The sequence below is a fragment of the Erysipelatoclostridium sp. DFI.2.3 genome (assembly GCF_019132535.1).
Classification (GTDB): Bacteria; Bacillota_I; Bacilli_A; order Erysipelotrichales; family Erysipelotrichaceae; genus Clostridium_AQ; species Clostridium_AQ innocuum.
Window position 1 is genome coordinate 1 of record NZ_JAHOOJ010000017.1, and the last position, 23,634, is coordinate 23,634.

Sequence of the window (23,634 nt, forward strand, 5' to 3'; positions counted from 1 at the left end):
ATAGATATAAAAAAGGATATATGAAAGACTAAATGCAATTGTAAGTGTAAATTCAACTAGATTGTTGTGTAAGAGTCTTTTCTACTTAGCTACTTTGAAAGTGGAATTTAACTTTTCACTTCAGCTACAATATTTTACTAAGATAACGATTTGCAATTTTTGAAGAAATGCTATATAATTTCGTAGTCACTCTTTCATACAGTTTATGCAGTGACAATGGGACAAAAGCCAGCTTAAAGCCGGCTTTTTATTAGCAGATTAAAAATTAAGAAAAATTAAATAATTTATAATTTACATACGGAGGAAATGTGATAGAATGATATTGGCATAATTATATGCTTCTGCCTAGGTATCTTTATGCTATCCATCTAAAAAGATGGGGAACCGGTTCAATACCGGTTTTTTGTAAAGTTTTTATAACATTTAATAAAATAGTATCAATGTATTTACAAATAGTTGATTGAGGTATATAATGATTACGTTGCCGCCTATTAAAAAGAAAGAGATACCTAGGCAGTATTTTGCGGCACTTGACCACCTATGGGTGGTCTTTTATTATTTTATATAGGTGGATAGGGAGAGCCTATGTAAACGGAGGGTTAACATGAAAAGAGAAGAAATGATGCAGTATATCAACGAACACCTAGAAACGCTGAATGAAAAAGCGTTACTGGCCATCATGGACATTGTAAGACTTTTGACTAAGTAATAAAAAGTACGGGATTTTTAACAAGAAATCCCGTATTTGATGATTTATTTACCTTTTTAAATTTTTATGTGAGATAATGTGCACAGCAGCACAGATATCTTACTCTCCCCCCAAGTCCGTATCATATCTTCTTCCTAGCTGCCAGCTCCTGTCTATGTGCAGGAGTCTTTTTTATGGTCTTAAGCTCTCAATAAACCATCTATATTTATAAGGTGGCATATATTCATAGTATATAGCCCTTGTTGCGCCACCAACATTTGACCACCACCACCGCAGTTTTTGCTATGGCATTGTGGTTTATGGCGTATGATCTTGTCCACCTCATAACGCTCCCCATCCCATATCAACGCCAGGGGAGTGATATCGCCCATTTTATCGACGAGCATTTCTACTTCTATATATTTTTTGTACATTCTTTGCATACTGTCACCTCATTGTTTATGATGATACCACTATTTTTTATAGATACAATAGGTAATGTATTGCCATTATTTACCAGCCCTTTTTGACGGCGTTTTATATTACAATATTATCCTGCAAAGGAGAGTGTAAAAATGAAAAGAATAAGCAGAGAAGCAGCATGGGGGATACTGTCAAACCACAAAATAGTGATTTTGGGGCATGGGGAAGCATCGGTTGAGGAAACAAAAGACATTATTAAGCATACGCTTGATATTGTGCCGGATGCAATTAAAAATATGATCAAAGACAATACATTGCATCCAAAAGTCTATGAAGGGTTAGGATATGAGGAAATAAGATGGGAAGACGATAATACACTGATCAAGAAGCATCTGAATGAAGCGTTTCTGGAAAAAGATATCTTATATATCAAGGAATATAAAGACAATTGTTTAACCAGTACAGCAATGCATATAATTGATCTTGACCATGTAAACGATAGCGTGCAATGTGATGCAGGTTTTTTGATGCAGTTAATAATTGATGTTATGGATATAAAAGACGATCCAGATGATATCGAGCAGCTGAACGAATATATAGAGGATGTAGGACTGGAGAAAGCCTTAGATACGATCGTAAGGGTTAACTGCATAAATATCATATGACAACAGATAAATTAATGCAGATGTTATCTCATCATGATGCGGTTATGCTGCTGTTCTTTGGTAAATCAATGACGTTGGAAAATTTACGATTGATAACTGAGCCATACAAGCTCGATATAAAGATAACTGCAAAGAGAAAAAGTAATATCATCGTTTTAGATAATATGATCTGTAGCGGTCGCAGGTCATTTGAAATTAATAATATCCGAAATGTTTATGTAGATAATAATGACTGCAACTTATTTTATGTATTAGGTAACGAATTTGTAACATCCCTATATATTTGTAGATAAATAGACTAAAGAGGGTAAAAACCCTCTTTTTTATCGCTTTTTACCATAGATAGTTGATACGCTATCGCTAGTTAACCCGAAAAAGCAATATTTTAACAATTCTATTGCGATAAATAAAGGCTTTTTTACACCTTGTAAATTAACTAGCGATAGCGTATCAAGTGTATTAGAGCGACCCAAAAGTAATTATAAAAGGTATATAATATAGGTACAACATGTTGGTAAATAATTACAAAGAAAGGATAATATCACATGAATATCATTAAATTAAATAGAAAGATCAAGGGGATTAGTGTATCAGATTTAGCAAAGGAGTTAGGGATGCCATTATTGCTGTACATATTTCATGAAAGGCGTATGGACTTCACAGTTGAACAATTCCGAATGCTTTGTGGTTTATTAAATATACTGTATTGAAGCATCTAATATGAAGTGAAAAAATGGTGAGTAATCATCATTTTTTGCCATAATATCTGTATATATATTGTCTATATCATAATACATATAATATAAGGAAAGAACAATACAAACGATAATAGTCTAACATAAGCTAACAAAAAGTAAAAAAAAGGCGATAATTAAAGGATTTCCAATGAGACTCTGTTAATAATTAACACAAAATATTTATAAACCTCATTTGAAACCGTTTTCCAGTCGAAAATGTAATATAACGGTTAAGATTTGCAGTGAAATGACTGCATGAGTCGATGTCTTCGCTATCGCTGTAAACAGTAAGCAGGCTGTGATGGAAATACGGAAAATCAAAAAGCCTGCATCTATATCGAGGTAACATAAGCAGGTGCTGGAAAGATGCCCTGCAAACAGAATTGGCACAGCTGGAGCTGGATGCCCTGGATATCGTTGAATTCTTCCAGCATAGAAAATTGGTTCTTTCTTACTTTGGGGTGTATGCAAAAGGGAGACTTCAGCTTCTATTGATACATACAATAGTGTTGAAGTCTCCCTGTTTTATATTACCCTACAATCGAGAAAGAACCGCTGTATTGCCTGCATGTGGAAAATGCGGTATCTGTGCACGATAAGAGCTGGTGTCTGTTTATGAAATATCGAAGGGATATTTGAATACGGCTGAAATTGAATTTAGGAAAGAACTGCAGCTGCAGTTGTGAAGTATGTGGTTTTCCTGTTCATAAGGATGGTGTTGTGATGCACATGCAAAGTAAATGCCAATAGCTTCCGAAAAAATAAAGCTACACACTGTTTTTTACCCAATGCTGACGCGTTCATCAGCTTTCCATACAAACAGTCTCTGGATACAGCGTTCCTGTTTTACTACCGTTGTAAGTTTTATTATGCAGCACATTCCTGAATCAGCGGCATATCCTTTAATTCCTCGTCATTCAAGGTAAAGCTGCAGCGGCGGCATTCTTCAATAATATTCATGATATGGTCGCTGACACGTTCGATATCTGTCATGATTTCCGAGTAGATAACACAATCTCTTGCATGTATCTGCTTATGCACCATGCGTTCGATCTGCCGGTTTCTGAATTCTGCCGTTAATTCATCAATACGGGCCTCTATGCGTTCTATTTTCAAAAGACTTTCATCCTGTGATTCCAAACGGTTTGTATACAACAGCTGGAAGCTTTTATCCAGCAGCTCCTCCAGCTGCATCAGCTCCTCACGAATCACACCGACATCCTGCAGACGCTCCTTTTCATTTTTAGTGTATTGCAGAATATTGATTGCATGATCTCCGATGCGTTCGATATCCGCATAGCATTTAAACAGTGCATTGATTGTATTGGATGCAGTGGGATTCATAGGTAGGGTGGATACAGAGGTCATATAATCGGAAATCTGATAATTGATGGAATCGATCCGCTTTTCACGCTTTTCGATATCCTGTATGCTACATGCTTCTTGACAAACGCCGTGCAGTGCTTCGATCAAATTGGTCTGTGCCATTTTCAGCATCGCCAGCGCTTCCTTGCGCAGGGAGGAGATGGCAATCGGAACACTGCCAATATTATTGACATCAACAAAGGCAAGCGGCAGATTTGCTTCATCCCTTTGATACTCTTCTTTGCGTATCGGCATCAGCAGCTGTGCGAGATGAGCCAGACGGTTTCCAAACGGCAATAGAATCAGGGTCGTTACGATATTGAAAATCGTATGGGTATTGGCGATCTGTGCCGCCGGGTTTGCAGTGATTTCACACATCCAGTCCACAAACGGAAAGATATGGATAAAGCAGAAGAACAGCATGGTTCCGATAATATTAAAGGATAAGTGAATAATGGTTGTCCGCTTGGCATTTCGGTTCGCACTCAGGGATGCCAGCACGGCGGTAATGCAGGTACCGATATTCTGTCCGAAGATGATATAAATCGAGCTGGACAGTGGAATCAGTCCGCTCAAAGCCAGAGCCTGTAATATTCCCACGGATGCGGAGGAGCTTTGAATCAGTGCAGTAAAACCGGCTCCCAGAGCAATCGCAAGCAGCGGATTGGAAATGGAGGTCATGGCATTCAGGAATACAGGAGAGTCCTGCAGCGGTGTCATGGAATTGGACATCATATCCATACCGATAAACAATATTCCAAGCCCTGCGAGAATGTCTCCAATGGAATTGATGCGCTTTCCTTTCAGGAAGGTCACCATGACAACACCGATGATGGCAACCAGCGGGGCAATGCGGGAGGCATCCAGGGCAATCAGCTGCCCGGTAATCGTCGTGCCGATATTGGCCCCCATAATAATCCAGACTGCCTGATTCAGCGTCATCAGTCCGCTGTTCACAAAGCCGACAACCATAACGGTTGTGGCAGAGGAGCTTTGGATAACGGCAGTGATGCCGGCTCCTACGGCAACACCGAGCAGGCGGTTGCTGGTCAGCTTTTCCAGAATGGCTTTCATGCGGTCCCCGGCAGCCGTTTCCAGACCGACACTCATCATATGCATTCCATATAGGAACAGTGCCAGACCTCCCAACAGAGATAATACATTTTGAATGGTCATACATCATCGCTTCCTTTCCTTATCAAGTCGGCTTTAGTATAAATAACGAAGGAAAAAGAAACAAGCAGGTTTTGTTAACATTTTGTTAAAACAGAGAAATACGCTTACGAAATCTTAACAAATTCCACCGTTTATGAATTTGCTGTTTCAAAAGTATAAATAAATTATTAACACAGACAAAGCGAATAAAAAAAGCCGCCTGTCACTGACAGACGACGCAATGCTATTGCATGGAGATAAACATATCATCATAGGTTGGAAACGGGTAATTATCCGAGGATACCGCTTCCTCAATCGCATCAATCACTGCGCGCAGCTCCTCCATTTTCGGAACGATCACCTGATTGAGATACTGTGCCTTTTCCATATTATCCGGATACTGCTGACGCTCAATCATATGCTTCTTCAAATCATGATAGCGTTCATCAAAGGTGGCTAACAGATCACACAAATGCTTGATTTTCCGCTGATAATAGCTGTTCTCTGTACCAAGAGAATTCTGTGCATCTGTATAAAATTTGATTTCACGAACGAGAGCAGGGAGGATATCCTTTTTACTGATATCCAGCAGCGTCAGCACCTCCGCTTTGACGGATTTACGGTATTCCTCTGTCAGAATATCAACGCGGGCCTCCAGCTCCAGCCGGTCATATACCTTGTTTCGCTCAAACATTTCCACTGCCTTGTCATCCAGCATGGAATAGATGCTGTCCACATAATGCTTAATGTTCGGCAATCCGCGTTCCTGTGCCTCCTGAAGCCATTCCTCGCTGTAGCCATCCTTGGAAAACAGAATACGGGAATGCTTGCGCAGAATATCACGGCAGATGTCCAGGGACTTCTTGCGGATATCGTCAATGTATTTATACTGCTGCAAAGTGTCGGCAATACTGCGCAGTGAATCCGCAACAATGGAATTCAAGATAATGTTTGTCGTTGATGCACTGCGACTGCTTCCTACCATACGGAATTCAAATTTATTACCGGTAAAGGCGAAGGGAGAGGTGCGGTTTCGATCACTGGTATCCTTTGGTACATACGACAGATTCGCAATCGCATATGGCTGTGTCTCCACATCCGGTTTGATTTCATGTTCACCGTTACGCAGCTTTTCCAGAATGATTTCCAGCTCATCACCCATACAGATGGAAACAACAGCCGGCGGTGCTTCATCAGCTCCCAGCCGGTAATCATTCCCATAGCAGCTTGCCGCCATACGAAGCAGCTCCGGATATGTATCCACAGCCTCGATGATTGCACAGACAAACAACAGGAAACGAATGTTTTCATGCGGGCGGTCCCCCGGCTCCAGAAGATTCTGTCCATCATCGGTAACCAGTGACCAGTTGTTGTGCTTTCCGCTTCCGTTCACGCCTTGAAACGGTTTCTCGTGAAGCAGGCATGCCATACCGTGCTTATCCGCCTTTTTCTTCAACACATCCATGATGATCAGATTTTGATCCACCGCAACATTGGCATCGATAAACAGCGGTGCGATTTCAAACTGACAGGGAGCTACCTCGTTGTGCTCGGTCTTTGCATAGATTCCAAGCTTCCACAGCTCCTCATCCACCTCTGTCATGAAGGCCTGTACACGGGAAGGGATGCTTCCAAAGTAATGACCGCGAATATCCATACTCTTTGGCGGCATGGAACCAAACAGCGTGCGTCCGGTATGCACCAGATCCTTCCGCTCCAGATACATCCTTTTATCAATCAAAAAGTATTCCTGCTCCAGACCGACCATAGCATTGACATGCTTGATATCCTTATCCTTAAACAGATTGACAATGCGGGTGGCCTGCTTGCTGATCGCTTCCGCTGATTTTAAAAGAGGTGCCTTTTTATCCAGGGTTTCTCCGTTGTATGAAACAAAGATGGTAGGGATACAGAGAACGTTATCCCGCAGAAAGGCCGGGGAGGTACAATCCCAATACGTATACCCGCGTGCCTCAAAGGTTGCCCGTAAACCGCCGCTTGGAAAAGAGGAGGCATCCCCCTCGCCCTTGATCAGGGACTTCCCGCTGAATCTGGAAATCGGCTGATCGTGATCCCCAGGCTCGATAAAGCTGTCATGCTTTTCGGCAGTGGAGCCGGTCAGCGGCTGGAACCAGTGCGTAAAATGCGTCGCTCCCTTGTCCATTGCCCATGTCTTCATTGCATGCGCAATCGCATCTGCCGTCGGACGATCCAGCGCATCCTCCTTGCGGGTTGCGGTTTTCCATTTTTTATAAATCGGATGAGGGAGACATTCCTTCATCACACATTCACTAAAGAGATTGATTCCAAAATCATCAAAAGGGTGTTTTTCTGCCATGATAGATTCCTCCTATAGTGGAATTTTACTGCAAAATGAATTTTTTGTATATAAAAACATGAAAAAATTTAAAAATCAAAAAGAAAATAGAAAAAAATTGGAGAAATGCGAATAAAAATTCTATTTTTGTCATAAACTGTGAAAAATTTCTGTATTGTGGGAAATGATGGGTTCATAGAAAAAAGAATGAAATAATTGGAAAAGTAGAGTATAATATAAATATCGGTAAAGAGGCTGTCAACGCTTTCTATTTCCTGCAGTTCGGCGGTTGAACGCATAAGGACAGCAGGATTTACATACAATGGGGCGAAGACTGCTTAAAAGGAGGAAAAAATATGAACTTAAAAGGAACAAAGACAGAAAAGAACCTGAATGAGGCATTTGCCGGAGAATCCATGGCAAGAAACAAGTATACGTATTATGCTTCCAAGGCGAAGAAAGACGGTTATGTTCAAATTTCCAATATTTTCGAACAGACAGCAAACAATGAAAAGGAGCATGCAAAATTGTGGTTTAAGCTGCTGCATGACGGTATGCCGGATACGGTTACCAATCTGAAGGATGCTGCTGCCGGTGAAAACTTCGAGTGGACAGACATGTATGCACGTATGGCAAAGGAAGCACGCGAGGAAGGCTTTGATGACATCGCTGATACGATGGAAGGCGTTCTGGCTATTGAGAAAACACATGAACAGCGCTATGTTGCTCTGCTGAACAATATCGAGGATGGTACTGTGTTTGAAAAAGCAGAGGAAACCCTGTGGGAATGTCTGAACTGCGGACACCTGCACACTGGAAAAACGGCTCCAGAGGTATGTCCGGTATGCAATCACCCGCGTTCTTACTTCGAGGTTCGCAAAGAGAATTACTAATTCATAGCATAGAAAAGGCTTTTTTCGATAGGAAAGGAGCCTTTTTTTGCGGCATTAGAAAAAGTATTGGGAAAGTTTATATGTTTTTTAGAAAAGCGTATTGTAAAAAAATATAATATGTGTAGAATATATTTGATACATCTTTCAGCGGCCGCTGTCTGTTCTGTATAAATAAAAGGTGAAGACTGCATAGGATTATGTCAGTTTCCTGCGAACAAATAGAAAGAAAGTCTGGTTAAATTGATATGACAAATTTTATTCATTCGGTGCTGGGATTCAAAAAACTATCTCCTGCACAGAAGATTGCATCGAGCTTCCTGCTTGTGATTCTCAGCGGAACACTGCTGCTGATGCTGCCGATTTCCAATAAGAATTTTCAGTTTTTGAACTGGCTGGATGCTTTGTTTACGGCAACCAGTGCTACCTGCGTAACCGGATTGAGTGTATTTACGGTTGCTGATCAGCTTAACTGGTTTGGTCAGCTGATTCTGCTTCTGCTGATTCAGGTAGGCGGTCTTGGACTGATGACATTTATGGCGGTCTTTATTCTGATTGTGAAAAACCGTCTCTCTATGAATGAGAAAATCGCTATGAAGGAAATGCTGAATCAGGACAGGGTCGTAAATATGCGGAAGTTTCTGCTGGACATCCTGTACTATACCTTGTTTTTTGAGGCTGTGGGTGCGATTCTGATATCGTTTCGCATGATACCGCGCTTCGGACTTGTGGATGGCAGCTTTAAAGCGGTATTTCTGGCTGTTTCAGCTTTCTGTAACGCCGGGTTCGATACGCTTGGATCGGTGAGTCTTCAGGAATATGTGCATGATCCGCTGATGTGTCTGACAATTATGGCGCTGATTGTACTGGGTGGTCTGGGTTTTGCTGTCTGGTTTGATATTCGGGATAAGGTGGGACCGCTGCTGCATCGTCGGATCACATTCAAGAAGTTCAGACATTCTCTGTCTCTGCATACCAAAATCGTATTGAGTGTCAGTCTGTTTCTGATTATCATACCCGGACTGCTGATTATGCTGGTGGAGTTCACAAATTCCAGAACGCTGGGAGATTTCAATATATTCGAGAAGCTGATGACTGCAATGTTTGAATCCATAGCACTTCGAACGGCAGGCTTTACAACAATTAACTATGCTGGCTTGAAGCCTGCAACCGATTTGCTGATGATGGTTGTCATGTTTATCGGTGGTTCTCCGGGAGGTACGGCAGGTGGTATCAAAACGACGACGATTGCGGTGCTTGTCATCTATATTATCTCCTCTTTGAAGGGGAGGGAGCACACCGTTGTTCTTCACAGGAAAATCGGAAGAGGAATCATCATTCGAGCAATGGGAATTTTCTTCATCAATCTGGTTGTGTTGTTTACCGGGATTTTCCTGTTGAATATCGTTGAGCAAAAGCCGTTTTTGAGTCTTTCCTTTGAAGCGGTGAGCGCAATGGCGACCGTAGGCTCGAGTCTTGGAATCACTACCTCTCTTGGTGTGGGAGGCAAGCTGATCATCATCTTCCTCATGTATGTCGGACGTATCGGTATTTCCACACTGATATTGTCATTGACACGTAATAAGCCAAATAGAAATTCAGCCAATAAGGTATCATTCCCAAATGGAAACATAATTGTGGGATAAGGAGATAGAAAAATGAAAAAGATTTCAAACAGACAGTATGTTGTACTCGGATTAGGGATTTTCGGTTCAACAGTAGCGAAGACATTGAGCAGCTATAATTGCGAGGTGATTGCTCTGGATAATGACGAAAAATGCGTAGATCGCATGGCGGATATCGTTACGCAGAGTATGATGTGTGATATTACCGATATCAATCAGCTGCGCGAGGCGGGTGTACAGGATTGTGATATTGCGATTGTAAGTATGGGGAGCCACCTTGAGGAGAGTGTGATGGGCATTATCAATCTGAAGGAGCTGGGTGTTCCGTATATCGTGGCAAAGGCAAAAAACAAGCGCTATATGCAGATATTCACGGAGCTTGGAGCCAATAAGGTTGTACGCCCGGAGAAGGAAATGGGCGAACAGGTTGCCAAGGGCGTATTAGGGAAAAATATTATCGATGTTGTGGATCTGGATAAGGAGTACAGTATCGTGGAAATACCTACGCCGCCACAGTGGGTAGGAAAATCTCTGATTGAACTTGATCTGCGCCGAAGATTCGGTATCAATGTTGTGGGCATTCGTTCTTATTTGCAGGAGCATTTGAATGTGTGCCCGGATGCAGAGTATAAAATACAGAAGGAGGATCATCTGGTTGTGATTGCGGATTGCAAGACACTGGATCGATTCGACGTGCTGGATCAGCTGTAAGATGCGAAAACTGCATCTTTTTTTTGTGCATAATGGATACACATGTTTTCAGGTATGCTTTCATATACTGTTTTAATGGAGGATGCTTTTATTGTTAATAGAGGCAGGATGCTCAATGAGAAAAGTCAAAAGCAGGAAATATAAAAAGCAGAAGCTGATTCTTCTGCTGGTCGCGATCGTTCTTGGATTTGGATGTGTTGTCCGTTCATTTAATACGTATATGGAGCCGCAGCTTCAGGCGATTGCCAAGCAGCATACAGGGTTTGCAATCAATAATATTGTGAAGGAAGTGCTGGCGGATATTGAATATGATACCGATGCGCTGTTTAAAATAAATCGCACAAAGAACGGGGATATAACCAGTATTGAATATGATTCGTATAAATTAAATCAGCTGTTGTATTCGGCATTGAATACGATTGATAAATCACTGCTGGCTGCACAGGATGGTAAAAAGGATCCTACGACGAAGGATGTCTTCTATGAGGATGGAGTTTTGTATGAAGTACCGGCAGGTTATCTGAGTCATATTTTCTTTTTATATGATAAGGGGCCGAAAATCAGAGTGCGTATGCGGATGCTGAATGATGTTACAGGAGAGATAAAAACGGAATCAAAGCCATATGGAATCAACAACACCATGATTAAAATATCACTTGTTGTTAAGGTGAATGCGCAGGTTATAACTTTTTTGAGTACGTCAGAGCTGGAGACGAAAACGGAGATACCGTTGGTTGTACAGATTGTGAATGGACAGGTGCCTGATTTTACTCCATATAGCAATCCTTCTGGTAAGTGATGAGAAAGTATTACTGGAGTATTGTTTATTATTTGGTTTGTGAGCCTAAGGAGAGACTAGGGGGTATCGCTTAGTGAGCACCTGATTAGAAGGATTATTTAGATCCACTAGCCTCAGGAGAGGCTAGACTCTATAGCGGAGCAAGAAGCGGTATCAAGAGAACATTTAGATCCACTAGCCTCAGGAGAGGCTAGACCGGATATAACTATATCTTGCACCTTACCAAACAGATTTAGATCCACTAGCCTCAGGAGAGGCTAGACTGTGTTCGACCAGAACGATAGCATCGCCGTTTTGAATTTAGATCCACTAGCCTCAGGAGAGGCTAGACGTAAAGCTGCGAAAGAAAGGAAAAGAAGTGTTAATATTTAGATCCACTAGCCTCAGGAGAGGCTAGACTGCAGGGACGCATTCCGCAAGCTCTCTGTGTATGGTATTTAGATCCACTAGCCTCAGGAGAGGCTAGACCCCAATGCGTCACAACATGTTGATTCGCATTGACATTTAGATCCACTAGCCTCAGGAGAGGCTAGACAACGGGGGCTTCGCCATCACAAGCAGTAGCAACTATTTAGATCCACTAGCCTCAGGAGAGGCTAGACTTACAGAGGCGGAGCTGGAGCTGGCGGATGGCTGGATTTAGATCCACTAGCCTCAGGAGAGGCTAGACTTCAGAAACAGCTCTCACATACATACACTTAGTAATTTAGATCCACTAGCCTCAGGAGAGGCTAGACAAGACGATACTTTTTCTATACCCTATTCTAACAATTTAGATCCACTAGCCTCAGGAGAGGCTAGACCGCAGAAACCAGTGGTTACGCATTGTATATCCACATTTAGATCCACTAGCCTCAGGAGAGGCTAGACTGGATGAGATCATAGAGAAGCTGCCGTATTCAAATTTAGATCCACTAGCCTCAGGAGAGGCTAGACATAATGTGGCATTGCAGATGTGGCAGGAGCCTAAATTTAGATCCACTAGCCTCAGGAGAGGCTAGACCGGAATCAATACGAAAAGGCTGCTCATAACAGGAATTTAGATCCACTAGCCTCAGGAGAGGCTAGACACTGTCCTTGATTCTGAGCAACCCATGCCTTATATATTTAGATCCACTAGCCTCAGGAGAGGCTAGACTGCCATTAACTGTACTACTTCACCCTTTTTAATTGTGATTTAGATCCACTAGCCTCAGGAGAGGCTAGACATTTCGATTTCGTCAACAGCTCCGCCGATTGACAAATTTAGATCCACTAGCCTCAGGAGAGGCTAGACACTATCGTATTAGACGATGAACAGTATGAATTAATTTAGATCCACTAGCCTCAGGAGAGGCTAGACCAATCAGCAAAGCGACGATTAAACCTCCACACCAATTTAGATCCACTAGCCTCAGGAGAGGCTAGACGGCAATAACCACAATACACTGTGATGATGTGATAATTTAGATCCACTAGCCTCAGGAGAGGCTAGACTACTTCTTTTATTTCTTTTTTGTCACCAACATTTCCATTTAGATCCACTAGCCTCAGGAGAGGCTAGACCTATTTTAATTAGACCTTGTTCTAACCACTGCTATTTAGATCCACTAGCCTCAGGAGAGGCTAGACCTACCGAACGAAGTTGACGCACTTATTGGCTTCATGATTTAGATCCACTAGCCTCAGGAGAGGCTAGACCATATTGGTGATGTAGTTGTATTTAAAAATGGGGATTTAGATCCACTAGCCTCAGGAGAGGCTAGACAATATCACGGACAGAGGGCAACAAAATATCTAGGTATTTAGATCCACTAGCCTCAGGAGAGGCTAGACATAAATTGTTGCACCACAATGACTGCAGAAAATTTATTTAGATCCACTAGCCTCAGGAGAGGCTAGACGTGCTTTCGCATAACATCCCGATTATGATGGTGTTAGATTTAGATCCACTAGCCTCAGGAGAGGCTAGACCATAAAAATTCATGATACGCACCTAGATTGCTGATTTAGATCCACTAGCCTCAGGAGAGGCTAGACACGTGGGATGATTACTTTAAGCCGGTGACAGTACATTTAGATCCACTAGCCTCAGGAGAGGCTAGACTGATTTACGCCCTTACCGTGGACGGGCATAATGAATTTAGATCCACTAGCCTCAGGAGAGGCTAGACCGTGAAAAATCCCATGAAATCCCCTAAATGAAACAAATTTACACAAATATAAAACTTTGGTTAATGAAAATTTTGTTGAAATTGTTACATTTGTGTGAATTTGAACAAAATGATGCGCGAACCTCCCAGGGAATTCATGTGAGCTTATGGTTCGCGCTGGATTATTTAGCGGGATAACCATCTACTATTATTATAACAGAAAAAATTCCAAATACATAAAAAGGATACATTCCAGTATGAAATATATCCTCTTATTTGCTTATGCTTTCTGCATCATATCAATGTACTTACGAATGTTGGATGCATTACTGTATGTTTCACAGCTTCCATCTCTGCATACGACCAGCGTTGGTGCCTGCATAATTGAGAATTTTTTTGTTAATTCAGCCTGTTCCTCGGCATCCACTTTTTCATAGGATATTCCAGCGCTTTTCAGCCAGGTGTCAGCTATTTTACAATTTGGGCAGGTCTTCGTTGTGAACAGAAAAACACCTTCTTCATTTGCAGCCCTGACGGTATCAGCTTCCTTCTCAACATGTGGAAGGGCATCCTTTCCTTTTAACACAGAATGTCCGATATCATAAACCTTACGTTCTTTGAATTCCTGACTCTTTCCTTCATTCCAATTCTGTACAGGTCGATAGTATCCCGTAATTCGGCTCCATACCTCAGTCGCACCACCACATTGCGGACATGTATAATGCTCCCCGTTAATATATCCGTGATTTCGACAGATGGAATAGGTGGGAGAAAGGGTGTAATAAGGCAGGCGGTAGTTCTCGGCAATTTTTCTTACCAGCGCTGCTGCTGCTTTCCAATCCGGAAGTTTTTCTCCCAAGAACGCATGGAACACAGTTCCGGAAGTATACAAGGTCTGTAGCTCATCCTGTACATCCAGTGCTTCAAAAATATCCTCTGTATAGCCAACAGGTAAGTGAGAGCTGTTCGTATAATATGGTGTATTTCCTTCTTCTGTAGCAGTGATGATATCCGGATAGCGTTCCTTGTCATGCTTTGCCAGACGATATGTTGTTGATTCCGCAGGCGTAGCCTCCAGATTATACAGATCCCCATATTCCTCCTGATAAATTACCAGACGCTCACGCATATGATTCAGAACCTCTTTTGTGAATTTCTGAGCTTCCTTTTGTGTCAGATCCATGCCAAGCCATTTGGCATTTAACGCGACTTCATTCATACCGATCAGCCCCAATGTGGAGAAGTGGTTCGCAAAGGTTCCAAGATACCGTTTGGTATATGGATATAAGCCTTCCTCCAGCAGCTTGGAAATGACCGTGCGCTTTACCTTTAAGGAGCGTGCAGCGATATCCATCAGATGATCGAGTCGCTTATAGAAATCCTCTTTATCTGTTGAAAGGTAAGCAATTCGCGGCATGTTGATCGTGACTACACCAACAGAGCCGGTGCTTTCGCCGCTTCCAAAGTATCCACCGCTTTTTTTACGCAGTTCTCGAAGATCCAGACGAAGACGGCAGCACATGCTTCGTACATCGCTTGGCTCCATATCAGAATTTACATAGTTTGAGAAATAAGGTGTCCCATACTTTGCAGTCATTTCAAACAGCAGCTTGTTGTTTTCTGTTTCCGACCAGTCAAAGTCACGGGTAATGGAATAGGTGGGAATCGGATACTGGAAACCACGTCCATTGGCATCTCCCTCAATCATGATTTCAATAAATGCCTTGTTCACCATATCCATTTCCTTTTTACAATCCTTATATTTAAAATCTACTTCCTTACCTCCAATTATGCAATTCAGCTCAGCAAGATCGGCAGGAACCGTCCAATCCAAGGTGATATTGGAGAAGGGAGCCTGTGTACCCCAGCGACTTGGTGTATTGACACCATATATGAAGGACTCCACACATTTTTTAACCTGATCATAGTTCAGATTATCCGCTTTTACAAAAGGTGCCAGATACGTATCGAAAGAAGAGAAGGCCTGTGCACCGGCCCACTCATTCTGCATAATGCCGAGAAAGTTTACCATCTGATTGCAGAGTGTCGCAAGATGACTTGCCGGTTTGGAGGTGATTTTTCCTCCGACACCGCCCAGGCCTTCCTGAATCAGCTGCTTCAGACTCCAGCCGGCACAATAACCTGTCAGCATGCTCAAATCATGAATATGCATATCACCGGACTTATGGGCATTTCCGATTTCCTCATCATAGATTTCACTCAGCCAGTAATTGGCAGTGATTGCTCCGGAGTTATTCAAAATCAGTCCGCCTACGGAATAGGTGACCGTTGAATTTTCTTTTACGCGCCAGTCGGTGGCTTTCACATAGCTGTCGACAAGCTCCTTGTAATCCAGAATTGTGGATTTCATATTCCGGATTTTTTCCCGCTGCTTCCGATAGAGGATATAGCATTTTGCTACATCACCGTAACCGGATTGAATCAGGATGGACTCCACGCTGTCCTGAATATCCTCCACCTGAATGCGGTCATGTCTGATTTTTGGCTCAAAATCGGATGTGACACGCAAAGCGAGCATATCGATAATGCTTGGATGATACTGGCGTTCCACCGCATCAAATGCCTTTTGAATGGCATTGCTGATCTTGGCAATGTCAAACTCTGAAATCTTTCCATCTCTTTTAATAACCTGATACATATCGTTCTTCCTTTCCTTCTATATACCACGAAGCTCTGTATTTGGAACCTTCGCTTTCGCCAATTTCTGAAACTGCTGCAGGGTTTCTTCATCCCACGCATGCAATCCCTTCTGAATAACACGGTCGCTGTCTTCAAAATTTTGCAGATACCAGGCGGCTGCACCTTGGAGCCAGTCTGCCATATCCTGAATATCCTGAGCTGTATGAAGCTCCTTTACAATGGTTGTACGAAACTCATAAGCAACATGTCCTTCCTTTAGATAGGTGATGCTCTCCTGTATGCCGCTGAGATCAAGATTGCGGATGCCGGCAGTTTCACTGTATTTTTGCGGAGCATTTTTGATGTCCATTGCCACATAATTAACAAGTCCCTCTTCAACAAGGTGCTTCAGCTGATCCGGACTGCTGCCGTTTGTATCCAGCTTGACTGCATAGCCCATGTCCTTGATTTTTTTCAGAAATCCTGCCAGCTCCGGATTTAGCAGAGGCTCTCCGCCGCTGATGCAGACACCATCCAAAATTCCTTTTCGCTTTTCCAGAAAGCTAAGCACATCCTCTTCCTGAAGCTCCGGCATGTTTTCCGGCAGAAAGACAAGGTCACTGTTCTGGCAGAAGGGGCATCGGAAATTGCAGCCGCCTGTGAAAATCGTGCTCGCCATTTTCTGCGGGTAATCCAGCAGAGTCAGCTTTTGAATACCGAACAGCTTGATGCCTGCTTCTTCCTGCTGCTCGTATTTGCGTGCGTTTTCACTCAGACGGCTGAGCGTTGCTTCAAACTGCTGCAGCTCCTGTGCACCGATATCCTTGGATAAAAGCTCCCACCACTGCTGACGAATCATATAGATATCACGGATGATGTCCTTTGTTTTATCAGTCGTATATAGCAATCGGATACGTTTGTCCTGGGGACTGCTCTGTGTAGTCACATAACCAAGCTCCTCCAGACGGGAAATGCTTTTCGTGATAGTCCCTTTATCAAAACAGCCCTTTTGCGCAAGCTGCTGCATGTTCAGCCCCTCCTGCTCATAAATAAGAATCAGAAAGAGAATCTGTGCTGCATTGATATCGTGTCCGCTCAATTTCTTATCATAATATTTCTGACCGCAGCGGTACAGAATCGAGGTGTTTAAATACAAATAGTTGCTGTTATCCATGTCTTCCCTCCAATGGTTGACCACTCAACTATAAGAATGATAGCATACAAAAGTTGAACATTCAACCTTTGTAAAGAATGTAACAAATGAAAAGCAAAGTCATTACAAATTTTTATAATTGTATAAATCGGATAGGTAATCTTTTATCAAAAATAAAAAAGGTTTTGCAAAAATTTTGATACGGGGTAGAGAGCAGCCTCGTTCTGTGCTAGGATAATAGGGAAGGTGAAATTCATGAGAATGCAGTTGTTTTTACTTTTGTGTCTGTTGCTTCTTATCCTTATGCAGCTGTTTTTCTGGCATATGATAAAGAAGCTGTATAAGAAAAAGCAGATCCGTTATGCTTTATCGATATTATCTCTGCTAGGCAGCGTTTTTCTGATTTATCGCTTTACACCGTTTTTTGCGATGTACAAGGATGCGATGCCGATGCGGGGGGGCACTTGTTTTGGTACTGAACAGTGTATATGTAGCGCAGATGACAGGCTTTTGTCTACTTGCTTTGCTGCACAAGCTGTACTGCAGAAGGTATTCCAAGGAGTTTCATTCAAGGCTCTATGTGCTTGTTTCTGTTGTCATGCTTTTGTTTTCCGTATATGGAATCGGGTGTGCAGCCCGTGTAAAGGTGCGTCAGGAAATTGTTGAATTAAAGGGAGTGAAACAGGAACAACAGCTTCTGTATATCACTGACCTGCATGCAGGTACAACGCTTTCTTCACCTTATAATACTATAAAGCGTCTGGCTGGGAAATGTGATATAGTGCTGCTTGGCGGAGATTTATTTGATGAATCAACTTCACAAAAGGATATGGAAGCTCTTTGTACAATGCTTTCCGATTTGCATAAAGATGTTTACTATGCAGGCGGGAATCATGAGCTGTTACAGAAGCGGCGCAGGGAATATGAGGCAATGCTGCGCTCTGCAGGTGTGCATATTTTGCAGGATGAATCTGCAGTGGTGAACGGTGTTAGAATAATCGGACGAAGGGATCGGGGAGAAGAAAGACGCTCCTGGTCTTCCCTTACGAAGGAATATCAGGGGAATGAGCCTGTGATTTTACTGGAGCATCGCCCGGAATCTGTAGAAGAGTACTTGGATGCACAGTTGCTGCAGCTATCCGGACACACGCATAACGGTCAGATTTTCCCGAATACTGTGCTGACCAGAATCCCGTACCCAAGAGCATATGGCAACTATGATGTCGGCTATCGCATGCTGGTATCGTCAGGAGCAGGCACATGGGGCTTTCCGATGCGGGTCGCATCCCATAATGAAATTTTGTTCGTTACGATACGGCCAAAGTGATGCATGCAGGATACAAAAAAAGAGAATGCAATTTCAGTATCGTTCACTGGAATTTGATATTCTCTTTTTACTCGCTTGTGCATGGGATTGAAGAACACGTAATCAGTCTGTAGGCTTTCCGTTTTCAAGATTTGTCTCGATGGCACTTTTCGCACTGGACAACAGCTTCAGGATGATATCGGAAAGCATCTTTTTAGTCTGCTTGTCCGTGCGGTTTAATGCTTTCAAAATCAGAGCAGTGCTATGCATCCGGTTTTCATTCATTTCCTTAAAGGAGGCGGCATTGGTGTTGCTGAGTATCTGAAACACAGCATCCGTGAAGGCTTCTCTCTGGGAGCGGTCCAGCTCACTGATCCAGTGCTTGATGGTGCTGTCCAGAACGATGCTCTGGCGATCTAACGCATCCAGTCGTACGAAATCAGGACCAAGCACCTCCCAGGAATAGGGGTCATGCTGCCATAGGGAAATCTGTGTACTGGAAATCACAGTATAATGCTCCTCATGCTCCATCAGCATACCGACAACGCTGGATTGTGGAACAAAGGTTTCTATACGCTGTGCAATAGAGCGATAGCCTGCTGCTTGCAGCGTTTCTGCGGAAAAACCCGGGCCGTCGTGATTGTATACCCGCTGTATCCGATTCTGTATAGCGAAAGAACAAAATGCAGCTGCATAGACCGCAAGGTTTCCACCCTTGGAATGCCCGCATAGGATTATACGCCGATCGGGATATGCAATTGCCATCGCCTCCAAATACTGTACCGCTTCCTTTTGGGAGGGAATGGTGTCCAGAAAGGTCATATTAAAATCCTCTTTCCATCCAACAAGTGTATTATCTGTTCCGCGATAGGTTATCAGCATGACATCATCCTCCAGCAGACAGGTGAGGGCATAAAACTGTTTTTCCATAGAGGGATCCAGATGGTCGACATATCCGCATAGTATTACATTCCCATATCGGTTGCCTTCTGCCATTTTATGCAGCAGCTGCAGGTCTTCCTTTACGCGGAAGTGAATTTCCTCCGGATTTATCGCCCTTATAATTTCAGAAGCACGCTTGACATAGAGCATATCCTGTTTGGCAAACACCGGCTGCAGTCGCAGATAGGATAGACAGCTGCATATGAGGGTATCCACTGCACAGCAGGGAACTTTTGAAAACGTTAAATCATTTCTCCATGTAAGATAATCAAACAGATTGCTCATACTATCATTCTCCTATATTTTTTCAGGTGTATCCATTACCACTTTGAAGGTGGTCTGCTCTGGAAGCAGGTGCTTATTGTTTTCATGAGGGAGGACCTGCATGTAAGATACCTCCATAAAACGCTGTGTCGCTTTTTCCTTCATTCACATTTTCAGTCAGCACAATAAGGTGAAAGAGGTTGTATGCGGTGAAGACTGTATAAGACAGGTTTCTTGCTGAATCGTCCACCGTTCCCTGAAAATAGTTCACATAGCACTTCCATAGTATTTATATAAAAAAAGTCCTTTTTCAAGGACTGTTTTTCTGAATGGTGGGAACGGTGGGACTTGAACCCACACGGGATTAACTCCCAACGGATTTTAAGTCCGTTGCGTCTGCCTATTTCGCCACGATCCCAACAAAAATGGAGGTTCCGATCGGATTTGAACCGATGATCACAGAGTTGCAGTCTATTGCCTTACCACTTGGCTACGGAACCATCTGACATATTCTTTTTGAAACATGTTGCTTTAATATTATACAATAATTTTTAGAAATTGCAATAGGCATTTTGCCTTTTTATAGCTTTTTTTGGAAGATTTGTCACTATTCACGGATCTAATTGCAGATAATAGCATAGATAAGGGCAAAAACGAAATTACGTAGGGCAGTAAACTCATACAGAAAGGAGCACACGCTATCATATCACTGATTGATTTGTTATACCTACATGAATCATAACCTCCCATGTTTATGAAGAAACAGGAGATTAAAACAAGAATATCGAGATTGGCGCAAGCACTATAAAATATTGTAGAAAACAGCAAGCAGGGATTTTCACAGGCTTTTACTTTAGGTTCGTTGCAAAAGGGAGAATTCAAATTTTATTGATAAATTACGATAGGATTGCATTCTCCTTTAGTTAAAATTAACCACAATCGAGTAAGAACCTTTCCACAATATGGCTTTTTAACATACTCATAGAACACAGGCCAATCAAGCTGACGGACCACAGCTGATAAAAGTAGCTGATTACAGTCCTATACATATGATTAAATAGACACCGCGCTTTTCTTTCTGTACATGTACCATAGAATCAAAATATCCAAAGGATGGGAATGAAAAAGAATCTGTCCAAATCTTTTTGTTCGTTTCAAAATGAGAAATACATTTTAGAATATGAACAAAATATGATTAAAAATTCAGTTGTATTTTTCTTATTTGCATAATATAATCTAAAATATGAACAAACAACTGGAGATGATACTATGAAATTGTTCACAGTGGGACCTGTTGAGATGTATCCTGAAACATTACAGGTCAGCGGTACACAGCTGCCATACTTTCGCAATGATGAATTCTCATCCATCATGAAGGAAAACGAACAGCAGCTGCTGACCTTATGCGGCTGTCGTAAAGGAAGAGCATTATTTCTGTGCGGCAGCGGAAGTGCAGCAATGGAGGCGGTTGTTGCCTGCAGCTTTCGCAGACAGGACAAGGTACTGATACTTCGCGGAGGGAGCTTTGGCGAGCGCTTTGTGCAGCTGTGCAGAATTTACGGGATACCCTATGATGAGCTGTGTCTGCAGGAGCTGGAGGCATTGCGAAAGGAACACCTGGACGCTTTTTTTCAAAATGAATATTGTGCCCTGCTTGTCAATCTGCATGAAACAAGCACCGGACAGCTTTATGATATTCAGCTGCTTTCTGCATTTACGAAAGCAAAGAATATGTATCTGATTGTGGATGCCATCAGCAGCTTTATGGCTGATCCGCTGGATATGGACCAAATGGGAATCGATGTCTTGATTCTTTCCTCTCAGAAAGCACTGGCATTGTCCTGTGGATTGTCGATGGTGGTTTTGCAGGAATCCTTCTATCGCGATATGGTCGAGCCCAAAGATGATATCTGCCTGTATTTGAGCTTAAAGGAGCATGCACGCAATATGGAGAGGGGACAGACTCCCAACACACCGGCAGTGGGTATCCTTATGGAGCTTCATGAGCGATTGCAGCACTTACAGGGGGATGGCTTTGTCCTTGAACAGCAGCGGATCGCAACGCGTGCTGCCTACTTTCGAAGCAGAGTTCAAAAGCTGGAAATACAGCTTCCACACTTTCCTCTCAGCAACGCCCTGACTCCACTGCTGTTTGACGGTGATGCGCAGAAGGTTTATCAGTTTCTGAAAAAGAGCTGTGCCATCACACTGACCCCGAGCGGAGGAGCAATGAGGGAGCGTATGCTGCGTGTGGGGCATCTGGGAAATCTGAAGCTGTGTGATTATGATGCCCTGTGCGACGGGCTGAGGGAGTATGGAAAATGAAAGCAATTCTAATGGCAGCCGGTATGGGTACCCGTATCGCCACGAAAACAAATGAACCGAAGTGTTTGCTGGATATCGGCAACGGGCCTCTGATCCGCCATACGGTCGAGCTGCTGCTGAACAATCATATGGAGGTATGCATCTGTCTGGGCTTTAAAGGATATCTGATCAGGGAAGCACTCCGTGATTATCCAATCACGTTTTATGAAAATCCGTTTTATAGGGTTACCAACAGCATCGCATCCCTCTGGTTTTCCAGAGAACAGCTGGATGAAACACAGGATCTTCTGCTTGCGAATGCGGATGTTTTCTGGCAGCAGGATATTCTTGACCTTCTGCTTGCGGATCAGCGTGGAATCGTTTTACTGGCAGACAGCTCCCGCAGATTGAGCGGAGATTATTTCTTCCATTGTGAAAACGGAATCCTGACAGATTATGGAAAGGATATGCCGGAGGCTGAGCGTACCAGTGAGTATGTCGGCATTGCCCGGATACAGAAGCAGGAGATCGCCTGCTTTCGCAAACAGCTGGAGCTGCTCGTCCATGAAGGTGATTGTCAGCTTTGGTGGGAGAATACACTGTATTCCATGATACCGCAGAAGCAGATTCCGGTACAGGATATCGCAGGGCACTACTGGTCGGAAATCGATGTTCTGCAGGATTATGAAAATATACTGGACTATGTGCACCGGCATCCACAGTGTCTGTAACCTGCGCAGCCAATGCGGAGGTAAGCACATAAAAATAAAATTAGACTTATCACAGCCAGGCATGAGGTCTGGTCTTGATAAGTCTTTTTTGTGCCGTATACCGGCAGTCTGATTTGAATATCGTGTACATGCTGGAAAGGCTTCTTTCAACGGCATGCTTATTTCTTTCGCACATGAAGCTGATTATCCATAGGGATCGAGGCATCCTCCATATCCATATAATTCATATATGCGTAGGTGATGCTCAGCTTTTTTCCATGCAGTCTGCGATAGTATCGGATATAATCCATCGCGGACAGATCACTGGTAATATAATTCTTATAATGAAACAGCATCGACATTTCCAGCTTATCGCTTGCCTTATGCATGAAATCCACCAGCTCGCCACTTGTTTTCAATCCGGTATCCGGCAGTGTCAGCCCCACATCCCTGCTGAATGTCTTCATATGCAGATAGATGCTGTGATCATAATCGACATGCAGGAAATTACCGACACTCTCTGTGATACATTCCCGGTTTGTCTCCATTTTTACATGGGACAGTGGTGCAGCATAACCTTGTGCACAGGCAATCGGGACAAGCAGATTCGCAGGCAGAAAGCCGATTTGCAGACTGTCATCCTCTTTGATGCGTACATCAATCAGCCACGCCAGATCATCACTCATCAATAGCAGCCGTTCTTCTTTTTCGGCAGCCTGTACGCCGCTTAGCTGCAGCAGCATGCAGAATACCAGCAGAATCGGCAGTTTATGCTTCATAGAACTCCTCCTTTCCTTTTTCTAGTATA

At 42.9% G+C, this 23,634-nt stretch carries 15 protein-coding genes, 2 tRNA genes and 1 CRISPR repeat array; of the genes, 8 read left to right on the forward strand and 9 right to left on the reverse strand.

What is annotated here, in order from left to right; translation table 11 throughout:
• Positions 1-888: 888 nt before the first annotated feature.
• Positions 889-1,131 (reverse strand): hypothetical protein, encoded by a 243-nt coding sequence (locus KSZ58_RS15905; protein WP_217752799.1) that lies wholly within the window; start codon positions 1,129-1,131, stop codon positions 889-891.
• Between the two features lie 132 nt (positions 1,132-1,263).
• Here KSZ58_RS15905 and KSZ58_RS15910 point away from each other — a divergent pair, with 132 nt between their 5' ends.
• Complete coding sequence (locus KSZ58_RS15910) at positions 1,264-1,776, forward strand: hypothetical protein (protein WP_142419646.1); 513 nt, start codon at positions 1,264-1,266, stop codon at positions 1,774-1,776.
• A gap of 1,604 nt (positions 1,777-3,380) precedes the next feature.
• Here KSZ58_RS15910 and KSZ58_RS15915 read toward each other — a convergent pair.
• Together KSZ58_RS15915 and KSZ58_RS15920 are read right to left on the reverse strand one after the other, a co-directional pair.
• Complete coding sequence (locus KSZ58_RS15915; protein ID WP_008819021.1) at positions 3,381-5,054, reverse strand: Na/Pi cotransporter family protein; 1,674 nt, start codon at positions 5,052-5,054, stop codon at positions 3,381-3,383.
• Positions 5,055-5,277: 223 nt separating this feature from the next.
• Positions 5,278-7,371 carry a glutamine synthetase III gene (locus tag KSZ58_RS15920; protein ID WP_009269443.1) on the reverse strand — a complete coding sequence of 698 codons (2,094 nt, stop codon included), beginning with the start codon at positions 7,369-7,371 and terminating at the stop codon, positions 5,278-5,280.
• Positions 7,372-7,706: 335 nt separating this feature from the next.
• Between KSZ58_RS15920 and rbr the strand changes: the two genes are divergently transcribed.
• From rbr to yunB, 4 genes are all read left to right on the forward strand, one after another.
• A complete protein-coding gene (rbr, locus tag KSZ58_RS15925) occupies positions 7,707-8,243 on the forward strand; it encodes a rubrerythrin (protein ID WP_002608358.1) in 537 nt (178 codons plus the stop codon).
• A gap of 245 nt (positions 8,244-8,488) precedes the next feature.
• Positions 8,489-9,886, forward strand: coding sequence for a TrkH family potassium uptake protein (locus KSZ58_RS15930; RefSeq protein WP_009269442.1), 1,398 nt, complete (start codon positions 8,489-8,491; stop codon positions 9,884-9,886).
• A 12-nt stretch (positions 9,887-9,898) separates the two neighbouring features.
• On the forward strand, positions 9,899-10,576 hold the full coding sequence (locus tag KSZ58_RS15935; protein WP_002608360.1) for a TrkA family potassium uptake protein: 678 nt from the start codon (positions 9,899-9,901) through the stop codon (positions 10,574-10,576).
• 115 nt (positions 10,577-10,691) lie between these two features.
• Positions 10,692-11,375, forward strand: a complete 684-nt coding sequence (gene yunB, locus KSZ58_RS15940; protein WP_008819018.1) for a sporulation protein YunB — start codon at positions 10,692-10,694, stop codon at positions 11,373-11,375.
• A gap of 96 nt (positions 11,376-11,471) precedes the next feature.
• A CRISPR array of direct repeats spans positions 11,472-13,528; the repeat unit is 33 nt; unit sequence ATTTAGATCCACTAGCCTCAGGAGAGGCTAGAC.
• 259 nt (positions 13,529-13,787) lie between these two features.
• Here the strand turns inward: yunB and KSZ58_RS15945 are convergent.
• Together KSZ58_RS15945 and KSZ58_RS15950 are read right to left on the reverse strand one after the other, a co-directional pair.
• Complete coding sequence (locus tag KSZ58_RS15945) at positions 13,788-16,166, reverse strand: ribonucleoside triphosphate reductase (protein WP_009269441.1); 2,379 nt, start codon at positions 16,164-16,166, stop codon at positions 13,788-13,790.
• A gap of 18 nt (positions 16,167-16,184) precedes the next feature.
• Positions 16,185-17,321: an anaerobic ribonucleoside-triphosphate reductase activating protein gene (locus tag KSZ58_RS15950; protein ID WP_008819016.1), complete on the reverse strand. Its 1,137-nt coding sequence runs from the start codon at positions 17,319-17,321 to the stop codon at positions 16,185-16,187.
• Between the two features lie 448 nt (positions 17,322-17,769).
• Here KSZ58_RS15950 and KSZ58_RS15955 point away from each other — a divergent pair, with 448 nt between their 5' ends.
• A complete protein-coding gene (locus KSZ58_RS15955) occupies positions 17,770-18,627 on the forward strand; it encodes a metallophosphoesterase (protein ID WP_009269440.1) in 858 nt (285 codons plus the stop codon).
• 102 nt (positions 18,628-18,729) lie between these two features.
• Here KSZ58_RS15955 and KSZ58_RS15960 read toward each other — a convergent pair whose 3' ends face one another.
• From KSZ58_RS15960 to KSZ58_RS15970, 3 genes are all read right to left on the reverse strand, one after another.
• On the reverse strand, positions 18,730-19,833 hold the full coding sequence (locus KSZ58_RS15960; RefSeq protein ID WP_009269439.1) for a DUF2974 domain-containing protein: 1,104 nt from the start codon (positions 19,831-19,833) through the stop codon (positions 18,730-18,732).
• A gap of 309 nt (positions 19,834-20,142) precedes the next feature.
• Positions 20,143-20,230, reverse strand: a tRNA-Leu gene (locus KSZ58_RS15965).
• An 8-nt stretch (positions 20,231-20,238) separates the two neighbouring features.
• Positions 20,239-20,312: transfer RNA gene (locus KSZ58_RS15970), tRNA-Cys, on the reverse strand.
• A gap of 769 nt (positions 20,313-21,081) precedes the next feature.
• Here KSZ58_RS15970 and KSZ58_RS15975 point away from each other — a divergent pair.
• On the forward strand, positions 21,082-22,137 hold the full coding sequence (locus KSZ58_RS15975) for an alanine--glyoxylate aminotransferase family protein (RefSeq protein ID WP_009269438.1): 1,056 nt from the start codon (positions 21,082-21,084) through the stop codon (positions 22,135-22,137).
• Positions 22,134-22,847, forward strand: coding sequence for an NTP transferase domain-containing protein (locus KSZ58_RS15980; protein ID WP_008819012.1), 714 nt, complete (start codon positions 22,134-22,136; stop codon positions 22,845-22,847). Before KSZ58_RS15975 ends, KSZ58_RS15980 begins: the two co-directional genes overlap by 4 nt.
• Before the next feature lie 158 nt (positions 22,848-23,005).
• On the opposite strand, the gene KSZ58_RS15985 is transcribed toward KSZ58_RS15980, so the two are convergent.
• Positions 23,006-23,605, reverse strand: a complete 600-nt coding sequence (locus tag KSZ58_RS15985) for a hypothetical protein (RefSeq protein WP_009269437.1) — start codon at positions 23,603-23,605, stop codon at positions 23,006-23,008.
• Positions 23,606-23,634: the final 29 nt, after the last annotated feature.